This is a genomic window from Clostridium gelidum (genome assembly GCF_019977655.1).
GTDB classification, from domain to species: Bacteria; Bacillota; Clostridia; order Clostridiales; family Clostridiaceae; genus Clostridium; species Clostridium gelidum.
In genome coordinates this window covers 2,328,438-2,345,876 of record NZ_AP024849.1, presented here as the reverse complement: position 1 = coordinate 2,345,876, position 17,439 = coordinate 2,328,438, and the positions used below count along the sequence as shown (strand labels likewise).

Below are 17,439 nucleotides of genomic sequence, written 5' to 3'. Positions count from 1 at the left end.
TTATCTATTTAATTACTTGTTTTCTTATTATACCATAAATTTTTATTTTCTCTATTTAATCAATTCAAATTTGTATGAAAATTTTATTTTTTTATCTAAATTCTCTATTGTTAATTCAAAAAATATATCTCCCCACAGATTCTATAATCATTTCAATATCCCAAAACTTTATAATTTCCTACAGATACATTGTAAATTATATATTTTTATATCCTCGCCCAAAGTCGCGCCTTTTGTTATTTTAAATATATTTATTTGGGAATTAACTTAATAATTTTATCATCAGCTCCATCAGGATTTCCTCTACCATCCCTATTACTCGTTGTCATATAAATCGATCCATTTTTCCTTCAACAACCTCACGTAAACGTCCGTACTCATTTTTTAGCCATCCTTGTAAGTTATTTACTACAGTCCCTTTTCCATTAAGCTCCATGGCAAGCAATTGCTGTCCACGCAAAGTAGCAACAAGCAATTTTCCTTGCCATGGTCCTTGATTTACAAATGTTATGCCTGAGGGTGCCCATGTATCTTTTCCACTGTGTATCAAAGGTTTTCGCACTATCATCTCAGTAGAATCTTCATTTCCTTGAACGAGGGGCCAGCCATAATTATTTCCTGGTTTAATTATGTTTATTTTATCATGTGCTGACTGTCCATGTTCTGATTCATACAAAACATTTTGAGAATTCCATGCCAAACCTTGTGGGTTTCTATGTCCTAAGCTATAAACAGGTGAATTAATAATCGGATTATCTTCTGGAATTCTGCCATCTAATTCTATTCGTAGTATTTTTCCAGCTATACTCGTGGGATCTTGTGCCAATGCAGAATTCCCTGCATCTCCAGTTGTAATATATAATTTTTTATCTGGCCCTATTTTTATCCTCCCTCCATTGTGAATTCGTCCCCCAGGGATTTTATCCAGAAGAATTTTGTCAATAGTTGCACTGTTATTATTTTCAAGCAATCTAACAACTCGGTTATAAATTTTATTAGTTTCTCCATATGAATGGATGACATAAATATAATGATTTTGCAAATAATTTAAATCTAATACTATACCAAGCAAGCCGCCTTCCCCCTAACTTACAAAAGGCATACTAAATGTTATGAGTGGCTGTGATCTAAGTTTACCATCTTCTATAATTCTAATTATCCCAGAGCGCTCCGTAAAATATAGTTTGCCATCATTACTTATATCTATTGCCCATGGTACAAATAAATTTTCAGCAATAACTTTAATTTCATAAGGAAATTGTCTCCATGTGTTTGCCTTACCTTTAACATTGGCCACATTGTAGCCAATGAATATCATATTAGACACAATATCATAAAATATATTTTTCATATTATTATCCTCCAACCATAAATGAATAGATCTCCTAATGCGCACAAACAGATAAAATGGCAGGTTTATATTATAAAATTAATGAATTTATTTCTATATTACTTATCTAACTACCATATTATTCACTCAATATTCAAATAATACATTTTTGCGCATAAAAGCTAATGGTAAATTTAATATTAGTCTTCCACTTTTCATAATTCTTTCATAAACATTAGAACTCATAACTGGTAATTTATAATTCTCCAAAATTTACATTGGTAAAAATCATAAAAAAAATTAGACTTCTAATTTTAAACCTGTATAATCAATATTAAGTTAGGCGCATTCAAAAAATAACGAAACAGTATGCTTGTATATTTTGGGTCATACTGCATAAATAAGTTTGCTAATAGTCTGTTATAAGCAAAATTTATTTTTTTGTCTGACGCGATACACAATATACAGCATATCTTAGTTCTATTGTTTTGTTTCATATGCCTTATCTTTTAAAAATTAGGAGGTACTTAATGAATAAAATAAAAAAATATTATATTGTTATTCCTATAATTACTGCAATACTATCACTTATAGTTTTAGTCTTTGCATCTTTTAATACAACAATAGTAAATAAAAGTTATTCTCTATTTACAGAGGATTTAAATTCTAATAATATATCTACAGTAATAATGGACAACTCTTCTAAAATGACCGTTTTATTAAATAATGGTGATAGATATTCTACAGATAATCCACAAACAAATACCTTAAAAGAAAGTTTATTATTAACTGGAATAGAAGTTAAAGATCAAACTATTCCCCCTCTTGCCAAAACTATTCCTATTGTGATTTTGGCATTATCAATGTTATCACTAACAGCTATGCTTGTAACTAAATCTAAAAGTGGTGGTTCTTCTATAACATATATGGACATGCATGATTTCAGCAAAGATAAAAATTCTGCTTTAGATTTTGATGCTGTAGCTGGTAATGAAGAAGCTAAAGAAAGTTTAATGGATATTGTAGATTTTCTTAAAAATCCCGAAAAATATCAAAAATATGGTGCAAGAATGCCTAAGGGAGTTATTCTTTATGGTTCTCCTGGCACCGGTAAAACATTGCTTGCAAAAGCAGTAGCTGGTGAAGCTGGCGTTCCATTTTACGCTCTTAGTGGTTCAGACTTCGTGCAAGTATATGTTGGAGTTGGTGCAGCAAGGGTAAGGAATTTATTTAAAAAAGCAAAATCTGATGGAAAAGCTGTAATATTCATCGATGAAATTGATGCTATAGGTAAGGCACGAGGTAATGGAAAAAATGGTTCGAGTAATGATGAAAAAGATCAAACATTAAATGCTCTTTTAACAGAAATGTCTGGTTTTGGGCAAGAAGAAGGTATAGTTGTAATTGCCGCTACAAATAGATTAGACATGCTAGATGATGCACTACTCAGACCAGGTAGATTTGATAGACATATAGAGGTATCTCTTCCCGATGTTAATGCTAGAGAAAAAATTCTATCCCTTCATTTAAAAAATAAACCTCATGAAAATCTTAATATAAAAGATATTGCAAAAAAAACTGTATACTTCTCTGGTGCAAAACTTGAAAGTTTAATAAACGAAAGTGCTATTTTAGCTGCTAAAGATAATAGTGATTCTATTACTTCAAACCATATAGAATGTGCTTACTCAATAACTTTAGCTGGATATGAGAAAAAAGAAAGAAGTTATCTTAAGGAAGAAGACAAGCTCCTTACTGCATATCATGAAGCTGGACACGGATTAGTTGGTATGTTACTACTCCCACAAGACAAGGTTTCGAAAATAACAATTATACCAACTACTAAGGGTGCTGGAGGTTATACATTGACTATTCCTGAGGATACTAATTACCATAGAATTGATTATTTAAAGAATAAAATCAAAGTCTCTCTTGCTGGTAGAGCTGCAGAAGAAATTATTTTTGGAAAAGATAAAATTTCAACAGGAGCACATGGCGATATTTCTCAAAGTACTGATATTGCATTAAAAATGGTTACAGAATACGGTATGGGAGAAACCTTGGGACTTATAAAACTCTCAAGTGTTGGTTCTCTATATAGTAGCTATGGAAATCCTGTTATTGAAGAATGTAAGAATCTTGTTAATGAACTATATGATGAGACTATAGAGCTTTTAAATGAAAATAGAGCTTTTCTTGAGAAAATTGCTTTAGAATTATTAGAAAAAGAAACTTTATATGAAGATGAACTAAATAAACTAGCTATATAAATACCTAAAACGCAAGTTAAAGCACTGAAAATTTTTTGTTTTTCAGTGCCTTCCAGCGAAATTTTCTTAAAACATATATCCAATTTCGGTGGATATCCAAATTTAAACAAGTTCTTTATTTTTCATTAAAAATTCTTGGTTATGCTCAATAAGTTCCTAATTGTGCTTCGCACTCTTATTATCGGTGCGCATCTTTTTATAGGTGCACTGATCTTAGCTGTGCTTTGCAACTTTTTTACATGTGAATATTTTTTAACTTAATTTTAATTCTTTTATATGGATATCCTTATTTTTGCTTAAATCTATAAACTCACCATCTTTTAATACTAATGGTCTAGCTAAATCATTCATATTTATTTGTAATATTTTAGCTCTTTCCCCTGTACTTAATATTACGTCTTCACCCATATAATAATTAGCTATATGTTCTAAAAATATTTTTGAATACTCATAATCTAACTTATGCAAACTTTTTTCTTTAATTATTTCTAAAATCTCAAACGGTCCTCTACTATTTTTATATGCTTCATCTGAGTTCATTACATCGAGTTCATCTGCTATAGCAATAATTTTTGCAAAGCAATGTATTTTTTCTCCAGTTATTGCAAGAGGATATCCTGATCCATCTTCTCTTTCATGATGCATAAGAACTCCGTAGCTAACAGTTTTATCCAAAGAAGAAATACTATCAACATATTTATATCCTATTTTAGCATGTTTTTTAACCACTTGATATCTTTCTTCTAATAAAATATCCGCTTTTTCAGGAACCGGTTGTTCTAACTTTGTCATTCCAAAGTCATGTAATAAAGCTGCATATATAAGCAAATTTATCTTTGAAGGCTCAAGTCCAATCCATTTTCCTAAAAGAGCACTAAGTGTAGCGACATTTACTCCATGTCTATATATAGGATCTTCTCCGCTTCCTTTAAATACAATACTACTTATAACAATTTCCTTAGACTTAAGCGCAAGTTGAATTTTTTCTGAGAAAACTCTAAGATCATTAACCTTCTCTTCTTTTACCTTATCTAGCTTTAGGAATAAATCCTTTAGCCCTGTACTTATTTCTTTAAATGTTTCTTCTACTTTTTGAATTTCTGCTTCTTTAGTACATTGTGCAATTACTTCATTCGATATAGTAACCTCAATTTTTTCTAGAAAATATGCTTTATTTAATCTAGCTATAATATCTTCATTTACAATTGTTTTTTCTCTTATTAAAAAATCCCCACCTTTTGTAACATTTTTTGTAATAATCATTCCTGGTTTTAATTCATGAACATATAAAAATTCACTTTTTTCATTCATAACTTTTTCTCCCTAATATTATCATTTATGCTATTTATAATATAATTTATTTAATGTTTATTAGAACTTATTATTGCTTAATCATCATATAACCATTTAATATGATGTATTTGAAAAATCATTCATAAAAGTTCGTATATTCAAGAACTCCGAGTTGTAATTATTATTGCGTATTGCATAATATCTACTTTTTATAGAAGATGGAGTTCTATTAAGTCTTATTGCTATCTCATCAAAAGAATAACTTGCCTTTGTTAAGTTATTAAGTAATTTATCTTCATTAATAGTCCATTGCAATTTATGTCGCATACGTGATTTTTTAGCTAAATCTTCTTGAATTTTGCTTTGTAACCAATTTGGTAATGAAATATTAACTGTAAATGCATTCTTTGATGTTATATTATAACTACTATAATAAGATTTTATTGTTTGCATATCTGCAGTTTTGCTATCCCATATTGTTTGGTTATTTTTCAAAAAATCTAAAAAACACTCAATGGATATTTGATATTTAATTTTACTTTTAACATTATATTTTCTAAACTTCAATAAACCATTAACCATGCAGTTATATATGCTTCTAACATTTATGCTAAGAATTTCACTAATATATTTCGGAGTGAGAAAATATCCATTTGCTAAAATTTCTTCCCTTAAGGATAGCTGACATGCTTTTAAATAAACTGCATCTATACTTCTGTTTAGTTTTTTAGAAATAATATTAATATTTTTTATACCCCAATTTTCTTCTAAATAATTTATTTCATTTTCAGTCCAATGTCTTAATTTCAAAGTTAAATTAAGACATTGGGCTCTTTTCAAAATACTATAACGACTTCTATTTAAATCCACCATTAACGTTTCTAATGATAATAAATTATAATTATTAATCATATATTGATCTTCATCAATAGTCCATTTTTTCTTAATGAGCGTATCTGGTGCTTTACGTGTATCTAAGCCCATTCTGCCAGCCTTTCTAATAACACTATCCTTTGTTTTACTTAGAAATTCCATAATCTGTGATAAGGATTCAATTTTCCAATTATCTAGCAAATATTTTTCTTCCTCTTTTTCCCAGCTCATTAAAATAAACCCTCCTTCCCAATAATATTCAAGTTTTATAATATTAATTCTCATGAACGTTTACAAAAATTTTCCTTTTCGACATAAATTTTACATTAATATAGTGTGATACTATTCTAAATAAATATTTATATATTCTTCTTATATTAAAATTATATCTTTTCATAAAAAACTTGTATATTGTACTAAAGTATACTTTTAATTTTATAACTACACTAAATCTTCCAAATATTTGCTAAATTAGATATGTAAAACAAATATATATATATATATTTATATATTTATATATTTATATAAAATATGTAGTTTTTATACTTAGCTGCTCACTATTAACTATAAAAGTCCATAAACATTTGTTCATGGACCTTCTAATCGAAATAAGGAATAGCATTACTAAAATCAATGCTATTCCTTATTTCTTTATATTATATATACAATTCAAGTGTTAAAAATCTACAGCCTTATTCTCTAGCAACTAGAATAACAGAGCCACCTTTATTCCAGCGGATTCCATGCATAAGAAAGACTTCCACTTCTGGTACTTATGAATTATTTAAATTATGCCATTTTCTTTCAATAAGTTTATTGCCACTGTTTTATTGTTTACATTCAATTTAATATAAACAGATGCAATATGTTTTTTAACAGTAGTCAATGCAATATTTAGCTCTTCTGAAATTTCACTTTGTTTATAACCCTCTTCAATTAATTTCATAATTTCAAGTTCTCTTGATGTTAATTCTACTTTTTTCATTTTACAATAATCTTTTCCATACATTTCATTATATTTTTTGCAATCTGCTAATACCATTTTTGCATATTCGTTTTCTTCTTGAAGTTCTTCTATTATTGGCAATATATGTGGTCCTAACTCTATAAAGCACATTACAAGGTCATCACCTTCTGCTAAATCTATTGCTTTTAATAATGATTCTTTTGCTTGGTCCATTCCATAAAGCTTGTACTTGGCAATTGAATCAAATATATACGCATATATAATTCCAAATATAGTATCGTTTTTTGCGTAAACTTCTAACATAATTTCCACTTGAACCTCTAGTTCAATATAACTTTCCTTATGTATCATTGCTAATGCATATATAATATGAATCATTTTTGCACGAGGTGCAATAATTTGTTGAGTAGGCATTTCTATTTCATTACTAAAAATAGGCATATCTTCTAAGTTTCCAGTAATTCCATTAATATATCCTAAAGCTATTTCTGTTCCATTTAAAAATCTAGGAATATTAAGGTTTTTATACACATTAATTAAACTATTATACTTATTTTTAAATTCTGCCGTATTATTTTTATATAAATAAATTCTCATCAAAAGAAAAAGTGAACAAATTATAATACTTGTTTGATCTTTTGATTGCGCCTTATAAAGAGCTTTATATGCAAATAATTCTCCATTATAAGCATCACCCGTTTCAAAAAAATATTCTCCCAGCATTAGGTAGTTTAACCCTGTAGCTGCTCCATTTGATATATCAATAAAATAATGTATCTCTTTTTCAAAATGTTTTATCAAAGCTTTTAAATCACCCTTTTTTCTATGAAATAAACATAAAAAATGAGGTGAACCAAAAGTAATTGGCATTTTGTTATTTGCAATTTTAGAAGTTCCTCCCCGAAAGAATTCATATGCTTTTTTATGATATTCAAACATCTTCTTAACATCATCAAACATTAAGAGACTTTCTAAAAATGCAATTTCTCCTAACACCTGATTTCTATTTTCTAGGTCTTCATTTACTTCATAAATAACCCATAATTCATATAAAAGTTCTTTTGCAACTGTAGCATTTTTATAATTTATACAAAAAAATATATACGTTAAGTAAGCTATAGGTCTATTTACCTTTTGATCCATACTTACTTCATTAAACACTGGCTCAATAATTTTCTCCCATAAATTAGTAAGGTATATAGTATTATTTTTTTCTACCAAATCAAATATACGACTATAATTTTTTGCTTTATAGTAATATTCCATTGCATATGTATCATTAAAGTTCTTAGAATGCCAGTCGCCACATACATTATTAATTTTATCTAAATCTATGTTTAGTAATAACAGTTCTTCTTCCAAAGCACTCCTTAAAATAGGATGTAATGTATATATCTTTGATTTTGCATCATACTTTATAAAACAGTTATTTGAGATTAAGTTTTTAATTACAAAACTACACTTGTTATTTCCAGTAATATAAATTGCTTGATCCAACGTAAAATTTTCAACTAGTGCAAGTATTAAAATAATTTCCTTTGTTGTTTCATCAAATTTATCATATACAGCTGTTTTAACAAGTTCAGTGGCCTTCGGAATATTATTCAAAGTCTTTTCATTATGATATTGAATTAAAGCTAGATAAGTTGCTGCGATCCATCCTCTTGTATATTCATATACTTCTTTTTTTTCTTTTTCTTTTAATGTTATTCCATTAATTTCAAAGAATTCTATTGTTTCATTAAAAGTAAAAGCTATGGTCTCTTGCCAAATTATCATACACTTTCGTTTTAATTCAAGTTCTATATATTCATCTGCTGGTCTATTACGACTTATTATAACAATATGTAAATTCGGTATTCCCTCAAAAGCTATATCCTGTATTAAAGACTTAATGAACAAAGTTCTTTTATCATTCCAGTCATCAATAACCATAACTGTTTTTTTATCTATTTCTTCTCTAATTATTTCAATTATATCATTATTATCCATACTATTTTTAGGCAATCCATACGTACTAAATCTTTCGCTAAGTTTAAGATTTGTACTTTTAATTGATCTACAAAACTTGCGCCATATGCAAATATCATCATTTTCTTCATTATCTATATCAACCCAAATAGTTTTTATTTCTTTGTTCTTCTTTAGGAAGCTTTTTACTGAAGTAGTTTTGCCATATCCAATAGATGCAGATATAAAAAATATAGGCACATCAAATATTTGATATAACATCGTATTGATACGCTTTCTATGAAATATTTTGGGTTTAAGAATCTGATTTATCATTAATATTTCCACCTTAAACTAGTATAAATTACTACATTTATAACATTAAATTTTCTCTTTAATAATATTCATTATACTACAATTTTAACATACATAAAATAATTCTATAGAATAATGTCCTCAAGTCACTTTGAGTATACTTGCATTCTTTTGTATTCCCTCATGATACTGTATATTTATAACGTATATTGATTTTTAAATAAGGAGCTTAATTAATTATAAAAATAGCGATTCCTACAGTGAAAACTAAACTTATCCTGTCTACAATATTTGAAATCCACTCAAATAAACACTAATGAATATCTTTCTAAATAACATGAAGCCAGGGTTTATTTTTAAACCCTAGCTTCATTTAGAAACAAGTGTACTTATGGGACTTTAAAATCATTTTCGGAGTAATCCTAAAATATCATTTTCAAAATCTAATTCCATGAGAATCACCTCTTTCAAATATTATTATGTACATTATTAAATTAAATATACATAAAAAAAGAATTATTAATAATCTAATCTTTAATCTTTTTAAATTACCTATAGTCTAATATATATACATAATTATAGGAGGTTCAACTTAAGTGAAAGTTACTTTTAAAACACTCTTATCACATATTACTTATATTCTTATTATTTGGGGATGTTACTTTTTAACAAATAAAATCCCCTCGTTCACACCTACTGTTATACTTGTTATTAAGTATTCTTCATATATTATATTTGCGTTAGGAATCGTCCTAAGCATCCGATTTAGTCAAGGGAGGGGTTTTCTTAATAATTTTGCTACTTACTCTATTATAATTATTGCCATGTAGCTTTTTATTTGTAATCATAGTCATAAGTATATATAATTATATATATACTTTCTTAGCTCTGGTTGTAGATAAACGTTTTTATACTTAGGAGGAATATAATAAATGAGTATTATCAATAACATATTAAACAGTTATAGTAACTTTTTCTCATTGACTGAACTTATGAACGAACTATCTGATCCTGCAAGTTGGGGTATTATATTAACACTAATAATTTTGGAAGGTTTATTATCTGCTGATAATGCTTTAGTTCTTGCCATGATGGTTAAACACTTACCTGAAAAAGAGCAAAAGAAAGCTCTTACCTTTGGTATATGGGGGGCTTATATATTTAGATTTATTGCTATAGGTATTGGTACTTACTTAATAAAAATTTGGTGGGTTAAACTTATAGCTGCTGGATATTTATTAAAGATGTCTTTAGACTTTTTCTTTAAGAAGAAAACAGATGGAAATGAAGAAGTTAAAGCTGTTAGCAAAGGCTTTTGGGCTACAATTGCTACAGTTGAATTAATGGATATAGCATTTAGTATAGACTCTGTTACTGCAGCATTTGGTGTTTCAAACAAAGTGTGGGTTCTATTCTTAGGAGCTATATTCGGAATACTTATGATGAGAGGTATTGCCAAAGTATTCGTATCATTTATAGATAAGATACCTGAACTAGAGGGTGGTGCTTATATTCTTATTATGGTAATAGCAATAAAAATGTTATTAGAGTTAATTCACATTGAAATACCAGACTTTTTATTTTATGGATTATTAGTAGCCATATTTGGCGGTACTTTTATATTCCATAATATAAGAAAAAAAGAAAAAAAACAATTAGATTAATAAAAATTTCGCTAAAGCGCACCAAATATTTTAAATTCCCCTTTGGTGCTTTCTAGCAGCTTCTTTTCATATGCCTACTGTAAATCCATTAAATATGGTTTACTTTACTACTCCACCTTCAACTACAAGGCTATCTTCAAATTCTGCACCATATACTGATTTTAATGTTTCATCATAAGCTTTGTGCACAAAATTTTCTTTGCCTATTGTTTCAAGTTCAATATTGATCCAACTTTGAAGTTCTGTGTTACCTTTAGTTACAGCTGGTGCAATTGTGTCTGCACTTCCAAGTGATGGTACGCCGACAGTAAATCCTGCATTATCTTTAGCCCATGCTATAACTTCTGTATTATCACTTACTATAGCATCACCACGTTTATCTTTTAAAGCTTGAAATATTTCTGAGTACTGTTCATATTTTACTAAATCAACATCTGGATGATTTTTTGTCATATAAGTTTCAGCAGTTGTTCCCTTTGCTACTATAACTTTTTTACCTTTAAGCTGATCTTCTGAAGTAATTTTAGCACCATCTGGTGAAACTATTCCAAGAGATACCTTCATATAAGGGTTTGTAAAATCTACCTTTTGCTTTCTTTCATCAGTAACAGTAAAGTTAGCCATTATTATATCAACCTTTTTAGATTCCAAATAAGCTACTCTGCTTGCTGCATCAACTAAAACAAATTCAACTTTTGATTCGTCTCCAAGAAGGTCCGTTGCAAATCTCTTTGCAATATATACATCAAATCCTTGATTTTTTCCATTTGAATCTACATATCCAAATGGTGCCTTATCGCTAAACACACCAATTTTTATAGTTCCACGTTTCTTTATTTCATCTATAGAACTTGCTGATGCCGTTTTTGAATCACTATTATTTGTAGTTGATGCTGAATTAACGCATCCTACAAGTCCTCCTATTACTATAGTACTCATAAGCAGTGCTGTTACGATTTTTTTAATGTTTTTCATAATTCATCATCCTCTCATTTATAATTATTAATTAATATTGAAATATATTTAGAAAGTGCTTAGCACGTTCAGTCTTTGGGTTTGTGAAGAATTCATTTGGTCTAGATTCCTCACATATTTTTCCTTCATCCATAAATATTATCTGGTCCGCTACAGCTTCAGCAAAGCCCATTTCATGAGTTACAATTACCATAGTCATGCCTTGCTTCGCGAGTCCTAAGATAACATCTAAAACTTCTCTTACCATTTCAGGATCAAGAGATGCAGTTACTTCATCAAAAAGCATTATTTCTGGATTCATACATAATGCTCTAACAATAGCTATTCTCTGTTTCTGCCCTCCTGAAAGCTGACGTGGATATGAATCCTTTCTATCTAGTAAGCCAACTCTCTCTAAAAGTTGCTCAGCCTGAGCAAGTGCTTCCTTTTTATCTCTTTTTTGAACCTTTAAAGGACCAAGAAGTATATTTTCTATAACTGTCATATGAGGAAATAATTCATAGTTTTGAAATACCATACCTATTTTTTCATGAATTTCTTGTAACTTAACATTTTTATCTGTGAGACTTTTATCTTTAAATTTAATATCTCCACCTTGAATTTTCTCAAGACCATTAAGGCACCTTAAGAGAGTACTCTTGCCACAACCCGAAGGCCCTAGAACAACTAAAACTTCGCCTGCGTGAAGGCTTAAGTTAATTCCCTTTAATATTTCTTTGTTATCAAATTCTTTATGAACATCCTGTATTTCAAGTAAAACAGGATTATTATTTTTATCCATTGTATCCCTCCTAATTATTCCACTTTATTTCTAGAGTTTTTGATATTTTGGATAGTGGATAACATATTATAAAGTATAAGAAGAATATAAAACTATAAATCCAAAAAGATGCAGTAGGATATTCAAATCTACTAGTTTCTATAATTTGCTGCCCTATTTTAACTACATCTATAACCCCTATCAAAACAACAAGTGAAGTAGTTTTAATCATCCTTGTAGCTAAGTTAATAGTTCCAGGTATCATTCTTCTTATAGCTTGAGGTATCAGTACATACATATATAATTGAAAATAGTTTAAGCCCAATGCCTTGCCAGATTCAATCTGATGCTTTGGTAGTGATTCCAAAGCTCCCCTTACTATATCTCCCATTTCTGCTGCTCCCCAAAGACTAAATACAATAATGGAAACTAATTCGCCACTAATATTTATATTTAATGCTGTGGTAACTCCAAAATAAAATATGAATAACCAAACCAATGTTGGTATTATTCTAAATGCTTCAAGATAAACTCTATTTATAAAAAGTACTACCTTAGATTTTGTTGTTCTACTTAGACCTATAATTATGCCTAAAATAGAACCTATAATAATAGAAATAAAGGCAATCTCTATGGTTATGAGTAAACCTTCAAATATTAAACGTTGAAAATTCTTCCCTTGAAAAATAACGTCAATTCCCGAATTCTGCATATCGCACCTTCCTTTCTAACCAAGACATTATAAATGATAAAGGCAAAATCATAATAAGATAAACCACAACTAACATGGAAAGCGATTCAAAAGTTCTATAGTACATGCCTATTAGATCTTTTGTTAAATTAGTAACATCTATTATTGATATTGCCCCGAGTATGGAAGTCTCTTTTAATAAAAATATACAATTTGCACTTAATGAAGGCATACTTATTGAAAAAGCTTGTGGAATTATTACATATCTAACAAGTTGAATTTTAGAAAGACCTAGACTTGTTCCAGATTCAATCTGTGATGTGCTCACAGCCTCGAGTCCACTTCTAAAAGCTTCAGCCATGTAGCTTCCACCTAAAAATGCCAATCCAATTATTGCACAAGTACTCTCGCTCATTTTTATACCCAATTTGGGTAACCCAAAATATAAAAAAAATATCTGTACAAGCAGTGGAGTATTTCTTGAAAGTTCTATATAAACTTGTACAATACTATCAATGACTTTTATTTTAAAATATAATATTATGCTACATAGTAGTCCAATTACTAATGATATGAGTATTCCTCCAAAAGCTAACTTCAATGTAAGCCATGCAGCTTTCTCATATAAAGGCAAACTAGTTACTATAAAACCCCAGTCAATATTCATTTATCCATCACCTTTTTCTTATGTTTTATTATTTCTTACAATTCTTCTAGGAATACTTATATATTATCAGCTATTCCCTAGTTTGTCAATCGTATTAGTATAATTATTTTCTATATTCAATTTTTTATTGGATTTCTCTTTGTTAAATAAAAAAACACTTACTATTTATACTTAGTAAATGCTTTTAAAATATTTATAAACTTAATTATATTTTTCTAATATCTGTAATAATTCTTCAGTCTCGAAAGGTTTCTTAAGATAACCCTTAGCTCCAAGTGTTATACATTCATCCTTCACATCATCATAACCTACTGCTGATATAACAATTATAATTACTTCAGGATTAACACTCATTATTTCTGTTAACACAGAAATACCTTCTTTGTGCTCAGATATATTCAAATCTAACATTACAATCTCTGGTTTTTCGGTATTATATATCTCTATTGCCTCCTCCTTAGTTGATGCCTCAAGCATCACATACGAGCCTCCCTTTTTAATAACCTTTTTTACAAACAATCTCATATACGATGAATCATCAACTATTAATACCTTTTTCATATTAAAAACTCCTTTATCTCTAATTTATTGAATTTAATTAATGATTTTTTAACTCCATTTAGGCACATGAAAATAAATAACAAGTCCAAAGTTGCCATGAATATTTTTCATCAGGCAATGAGGCGAATTGCCCTCATAGCGGGCCTATTAGCGTAATTTGCCGACGTAGCATGATGGAAAATAGGCACATTAGAAAAAAGTAGCTATGCTGCATATACGAACTTTTCTGGCAAATGGACTTGTTATTTTTTTGATTGTGCCTTAATGAAACAAATCTTTTATTTGAATAAAAAATCTAGCACATTCATCTATTTCTTGTTTAATAGCTTTTTCCTCAAGCTTTATTGCAAGTTCATGAATAGAAGTTATTCTAAAAGTTCCAGAGGAACCTTTTAACTCGTGACTGAGCCCTGCTAATTTTTTAAAATCACTGTTCTTTATAGCCACGTTAATACCTGCTAATAAATCCGGTAAACATTTTACATATTCTTCCAATATTTCTTTTGCATCTTCTTTTTCAAGTCCTGTGATTTTAACAAAGTTATCAATATTATTATCTATTATTTTATTATAATTCGGTTCTGGCTCTCTATCTTTAGTATTTTCTTCTATAAGTTTAAACATAATATTAAAATCAATAGGTTTGCTAATATAATAATCCATTCCAGATTCAATACACTTTTGACTGTCACCCTCCATGGCATTAGCAGTCATTGCAATAATTGTAGTATGCTTTTTATTGCCTTCAAAAAGCCTTATTTTAGCTGTGCTTTCATACCCATCCATTACTGGCATCTGGCAATCCATAAAAACAACATCATAATCTTTTTCCGACACTGCTTTTAATGCTTCGCTACCATTTATCGCCACATCACAAGTCATCTTATGAGATTTAAGTATACTTATAAGTATTTTACGATTCATCTCATTGTCTTCAACTAATAAAATTCTCGGTTTTAATAGATTCTTATCTTCTTTAACCTTATGTATTTCTAGACCTTGATGCACTTCTTCTTCATCTTCTTTTTTCAAACCCAATGCTACAGCAATGCAACTTACTAAATCATCTCTGCGCAGAGGCTTTGACAAATACGATGAGAATCCATATTCTTTTATAGCCTTAGTATCTCCTCTTTGAGCTATGGAAGTTAAAAGTATTAGTTTTATTTCCTTTGCAATGGGTATTATTTTTAATGCAGTTGCAAGTTCATAGCCACTCATATCTGGCATTTGATAATCTATGATAGCTATACTTATTTTGTTTTCTGTATTTGAATTTGAAAGGATTGTAGTAATCGCACTGGTAGCATCTTGTACTTCAAATACCTTAAGTCCAGTTCCTTGAAGATACGAACTAATTATTTTACTATTATTTTTATTATCTAGTGCAATCAAGATATTCGTATTGTCAAGCTTGTCAAACTCAAATTTCTGCTTATAGGCTCTTTTTATTATCTTTAAGCTCACATCAAATTTGAATATGGAACCTTTCGAAAGGCTACTTTCAACACAAATTTCACCGCCCATCATTTTTACCAATTGATTAGATATAGCAAGTCCGAGTCCAGTGCCTCCATACTTTCTAGTTGTAGATGTATCTGCCTGGTTAAAAGATTCAAATATCTTATGAATATCCTCCTTAGCAATTCCAATTCCGGTATCCCTTACTTCAAAGCTAAGAACAGCTATTTCATTCTCTTCCTCTAAATAATCAACTGTAACAGAAATCTCACCACTTTGCGTAAATTTCACTGCGTTACTTATAAGATTGATTAATATCTGTTTAATCCTTGATGGGTCTCCAATAACCTCTTCAGGAACACCTGCGTTAATCATGGTATTAAGTTCAAGTCCTTTTTCTGCAGCCTTAGGGGCAAGGAGTGAAACAGCATCTTCAATAATAGTTCTTAAATTAAACTCAACCTTTTCCAACGTTAACTTTTTAGCTTCAATTTTTGAAAAATCCAATATATCATTAATAAGGTTTAATAATACCTCTGAAGCAGATTTTGCTTCACGTATAAAATCTTTTTGTTCTAAAGACAAAGTAGTTGATTGGATCAGTTCAAGAAATCCAAATATTCCATTCATTGGTGTTCTTATTTCATGAGACATATTTGCAAGGAACTGACTCTTTGCAATATTTGCTGATTCTGCAAGCTCTTTTGCCGTATGCAGCTCAGTTTCTGCTTTTCGCTGCTCTGTAATATCATCAGCAGTGCAAATAAGATATTTAATATTACCATATTCATCCCGGCCTGGCTTGCTTTTAATTTGAAGCAGCCTATTTTCACCTTTCCAATTCTTAATCTCAAGTTCCTTTTCTGTGGGCCCATTCTTTTGAAATAATCCCCAATTATTTTCAGAAAACTTATTTGCAGTGTCTATGTCAAATATATCGTAAAGGTCTTGATATTCTAAATCGCTTTTCTGCTTTCCGAAAAACTTTGCATGAGCTTCATTAACAGTTGCATAAGAAGTAACATTACTCAAAGCCCAAAGCTGCGACTGAGAATTATCAAGCAAAATTGCTTGCCCATCGAGGGCTTTTTTATATGCTTTTTCATTTGAAATCCTTGCTCTTATATATGAAAAAATCCTTGAAATATCCCTTAATATTTTGATTTCATCCGTTTTCCATGTTCTAGGCTTTGATAAATTTTCAAAACCTATGAATCCAATCATTTCATCTTCATTTTTTAATGGAATTAAAAGAGAAGCTTGTATTCCTTCCATTTCAAAAGCTTCTGCTTCAAATATTGCATCAAGGGGAACTTCCTTAGCATTATTTATTACAACAATACCTTTATTTTTAAGTTCACGTATGAGCCATGGAAGAGCATAAACTACTTCTTCTTCCTGCACTTCTCTTTTAGGACTTATATCTATTTTATTCCATTGACATTCTATTTGCATAAAAGTAGGATCCTTTGAAAAATAATAAATATAAATTCTATCCAAATCAAAAAATAAACCTATATCCTCTAATGGCTTTGTTAATTCATTCTGATAATTAACACTATTTACAGCTAAAAACTTCTGGAAAATATTAGAGATTAGTTTTAGATAATCGTTGGAATTCACACTATCTCTAAACTTATCCTCATCACTCATAAAATCCCT

General features: G+C 29.3%; 13 protein-coding genes. 2 read left to right on the top strand and 11 right to left on the bottom strand.

The genetic code is table 11. The features are described from left to right. Window positions 1–325: 325 nt before the first annotated feature. Entirely contained in the window at window positions 326–1,072 is a 747-nt protein-coding gene (locus tag psyc5s11_RS10335) for a PQQ-dependent sugar dehydrogenase (RefSeq protein ID WP_375541999.1), read from the bottom strand. Window positions 1,073–1,084: 12 nt separating this feature from the next. Beyond that, window positions 1,085–1,351 carry a hypothetical protein gene (locus psyc5s11_RS28200; RefSeq protein ID WP_375541998.1) on the bottom strand — a complete coding sequence of 89 codons (267 nt, stop codon included), beginning with the start codon at window positions 1,349–1,351 and terminating at the stop codon, window positions 1,085–1,087. A gap of 509 nt (window positions 1,352–1,860) precedes the next feature. Between psyc5s11_RS28200 and psyc5s11_RS10330 the strand changes: the two genes are divergently transcribed. After that, window positions 1,861–3,600 carry an ATP-dependent metallopeptidase FtsH/Yme1/Tma family protein gene (locus psyc5s11_RS10330; RefSeq protein ID WP_224037498.1) on the top strand — a complete coding sequence of 580 codons (1,740 nt, stop codon included), beginning with the start codon at window positions 1,861–1,863 and terminating at the stop codon, window positions 3,598–3,600. 252 nt (window positions 3,601–3,852) lie between these two features. Here the strand turns inward: psyc5s11_RS10330 and psyc5s11_RS10325 are convergent, their stop codons facing one another. The 3 genes from psyc5s11_RS10325 to psyc5s11_RS10315 all read right to left on the bottom strand — a co-directional run bounded on the left by psyc5s11_RS10325 (window position 3,853) and on the right by psyc5s11_RS10315 (window position 9,019). Then, window positions 3,853–4,911 carry an HD-GYP domain-containing protein gene (locus psyc5s11_RS10325; protein WP_224037497.1) on the bottom strand — a complete coding sequence of 353 codons (1,059 nt, stop codon included), beginning with the start codon at window positions 4,909–4,911 and terminating at the stop codon, window positions 3,853–3,855. A 96-nt stretch (window positions 4,912–5,007) separates the two neighbouring features. Then, complete coding sequence (locus tag psyc5s11_RS10320) at window positions 5,008–5,997, bottom strand: hypothetical protein (RefSeq protein WP_224037496.1); 990 nt, start codon at window positions 5,995–5,997, stop codon at window positions 5,008–5,010. A 553-nt stretch (window positions 5,998–6,550) separates the two neighbouring features. After that, complete coding sequence (locus psyc5s11_RS10315; protein ID WP_224037495.1) at window positions 6,551–9,019, bottom strand: response regulator transcription factor; 2,469 nt, start codon at window positions 9,017–9,019, stop codon at window positions 6,551–6,553. 911 nt (window positions 9,020–9,930) lie between these two features. Between psyc5s11_RS10315 and psyc5s11_RS10310 the strand changes: the two genes are divergently transcribed. Beyond that, window positions 9,931–10,662 carry a TerC family protein gene (locus psyc5s11_RS10310; RefSeq protein WP_224037494.1) on the top strand — a complete coding sequence of 244 codons (732 nt, stop codon included), beginning with the start codon at window positions 9,931–9,933 and terminating at the stop codon, window positions 10,660–10,662. 99 nt (window positions 10,663–10,761) lie between these two features. On the opposite strand, the gene psyc5s11_RS10305 is transcribed toward psyc5s11_RS10310, so the two are convergent. The 6 genes from psyc5s11_RS10305 to psyc5s11_RS10280 all read right to left on the bottom strand — a co-directional run bounded on the left by psyc5s11_RS10305 (window position 10,762) and on the right by psyc5s11_RS10280 (window position 17,430). Next, window positions 10,762–11,637 (bottom strand): cysteine ABC transporter substrate-binding protein, encoded by an 876-nt coding sequence (locus psyc5s11_RS10305; RefSeq protein ID WP_224037493.1) that lies wholly within the window; start codon window positions 11,635–11,637, stop codon window positions 10,762–10,764. Window positions 11,638–11,668: 31 nt separating this feature from the next. Further along, complete coding sequence (locus tag psyc5s11_RS10300; protein ID WP_224037492.1) at window positions 11,669–12,418, bottom strand: amino acid ABC transporter ATP-binding protein; 750 nt, start codon at window positions 12,416–12,418, stop codon at window positions 11,669–11,671. 10 nt (window positions 12,419–12,428) lie between these two features. After that, window positions 12,429–13,109: an amino acid ABC transporter permease gene (locus psyc5s11_RS10295; RefSeq protein WP_224037491.1), complete on the bottom strand. Its 681-nt coding sequence runs from the start codon at window positions 13,107–13,109 to the stop codon at window positions 12,429–12,431. Then, a complete protein-coding gene (locus psyc5s11_RS10290; protein ID WP_224037490.1) occupies window positions 13,090–13,755 on the bottom strand; it encodes an amino acid ABC transporter permease in 666 nt (221 codons plus the stop codon). The genes psyc5s11_RS10295 and psyc5s11_RS10290 overlap by 20 nt, the downstream gene beginning before the upstream one ends. 201 nt (window positions 13,756–13,956) lie before the next feature. Beyond that, window positions 13,957–14,316 carry a response regulator gene (locus psyc5s11_RS10285; protein WP_224037489.1) on the bottom strand — a complete coding sequence of 120 codons (360 nt, stop codon included), beginning with the start codon at window positions 14,314–14,316 and terminating at the stop codon, window positions 13,957–13,959. Between the two features lie 261 nt (window positions 14,317–14,577). Next, the gene (locus psyc5s11_RS10280) at window positions 14,578–17,430 is read right to left on the bottom strand and encodes a GAF domain-containing hybrid sensor histidine kinase/response regulator (protein WP_224037488.1); all 2,853 of its coding nucleotides are present in this window, start codon (window positions 17,428–17,430) and stop codon (window positions 14,578–14,580) included. Window positions 17,431–17,439: the final 9 nt, after the last annotated feature.

Coding starts and splice junctions, on each gene's coding strand:
- psyc5s11_RS28200 (WP_375541998.1), bottom strand. CDS start 1,351: ATGAAAAATATATTTTATGATATTGTGTCTAATATGATATTCATTGGC.
- psyc5s11_RS10330 (WP_224037498.1), top strand. CDS start 1,861: ATGAATAAAATAAAAAAATATTATATTGTTATTCCTATAATTACTGCA.
- psyc5s11_RS10325 (WP_224037497.1), bottom strand. CDS start 4,911: ATGAATGAAAAAAGTGAATTTTTATATGTTCATGAATTAAAACCAGGA.
- psyc5s11_RS10320 (WP_224037496.1), bottom strand. CDS start 5,997: ATGAGCTGGGAAAAAGAGGAAGAAAAATATTTGCTAGATAATTGGAAA.
- psyc5s11_RS10315 (WP_224037495.1), bottom strand. CDS start 9,019: ATGATAAATCAGATTCTTAAACCCAAAATATTTCATAGAAAGCGTATC.
- psyc5s11_RS10310 (WP_224037494.1), top strand. CDS start 9,931: ATGAGTATTATCAATAACATATTAAACAGTTATAGTAACTTTTTCTCA.
- psyc5s11_RS10305 (WP_224037493.1), bottom strand. CDS start 11,637: ATGAAAAACATTAAAAAAATCGTAACAGCACTGCTTATGAGTACTATA.
- psyc5s11_RS10300 (WP_224037492.1), bottom strand. CDS start 12,418: ATGGATAAAAATAATAATCCTGTTTTACTTGAAATACAGGATGTTCAT.
- psyc5s11_RS10295 (WP_224037491.1), bottom strand. CDS start 13,109: ATGCAGAATTCGGGAATTGACGTTATTTTTCAAGGGAAGAATTTTCAA.
- psyc5s11_RS10290 (WP_224037490.1), bottom strand. CDS start 13,755: ATGAATATTGACTGGGGTTTTATAGTAACTAGTTTGCCTTTATATGAG.
- psyc5s11_RS10285 (WP_224037489.1), bottom strand. CDS start 14,316: ATGAAAAAGGTATTAATAGTTGATGATTCATCGTATATGAGATTGTTT.
- psyc5s11_RS10280 (WP_224037488.1), bottom strand. CDS start 17,430: ATGAGTGATGAGGATAAGTTTAGAGATAGTGTGAATTCCAACGATTAT.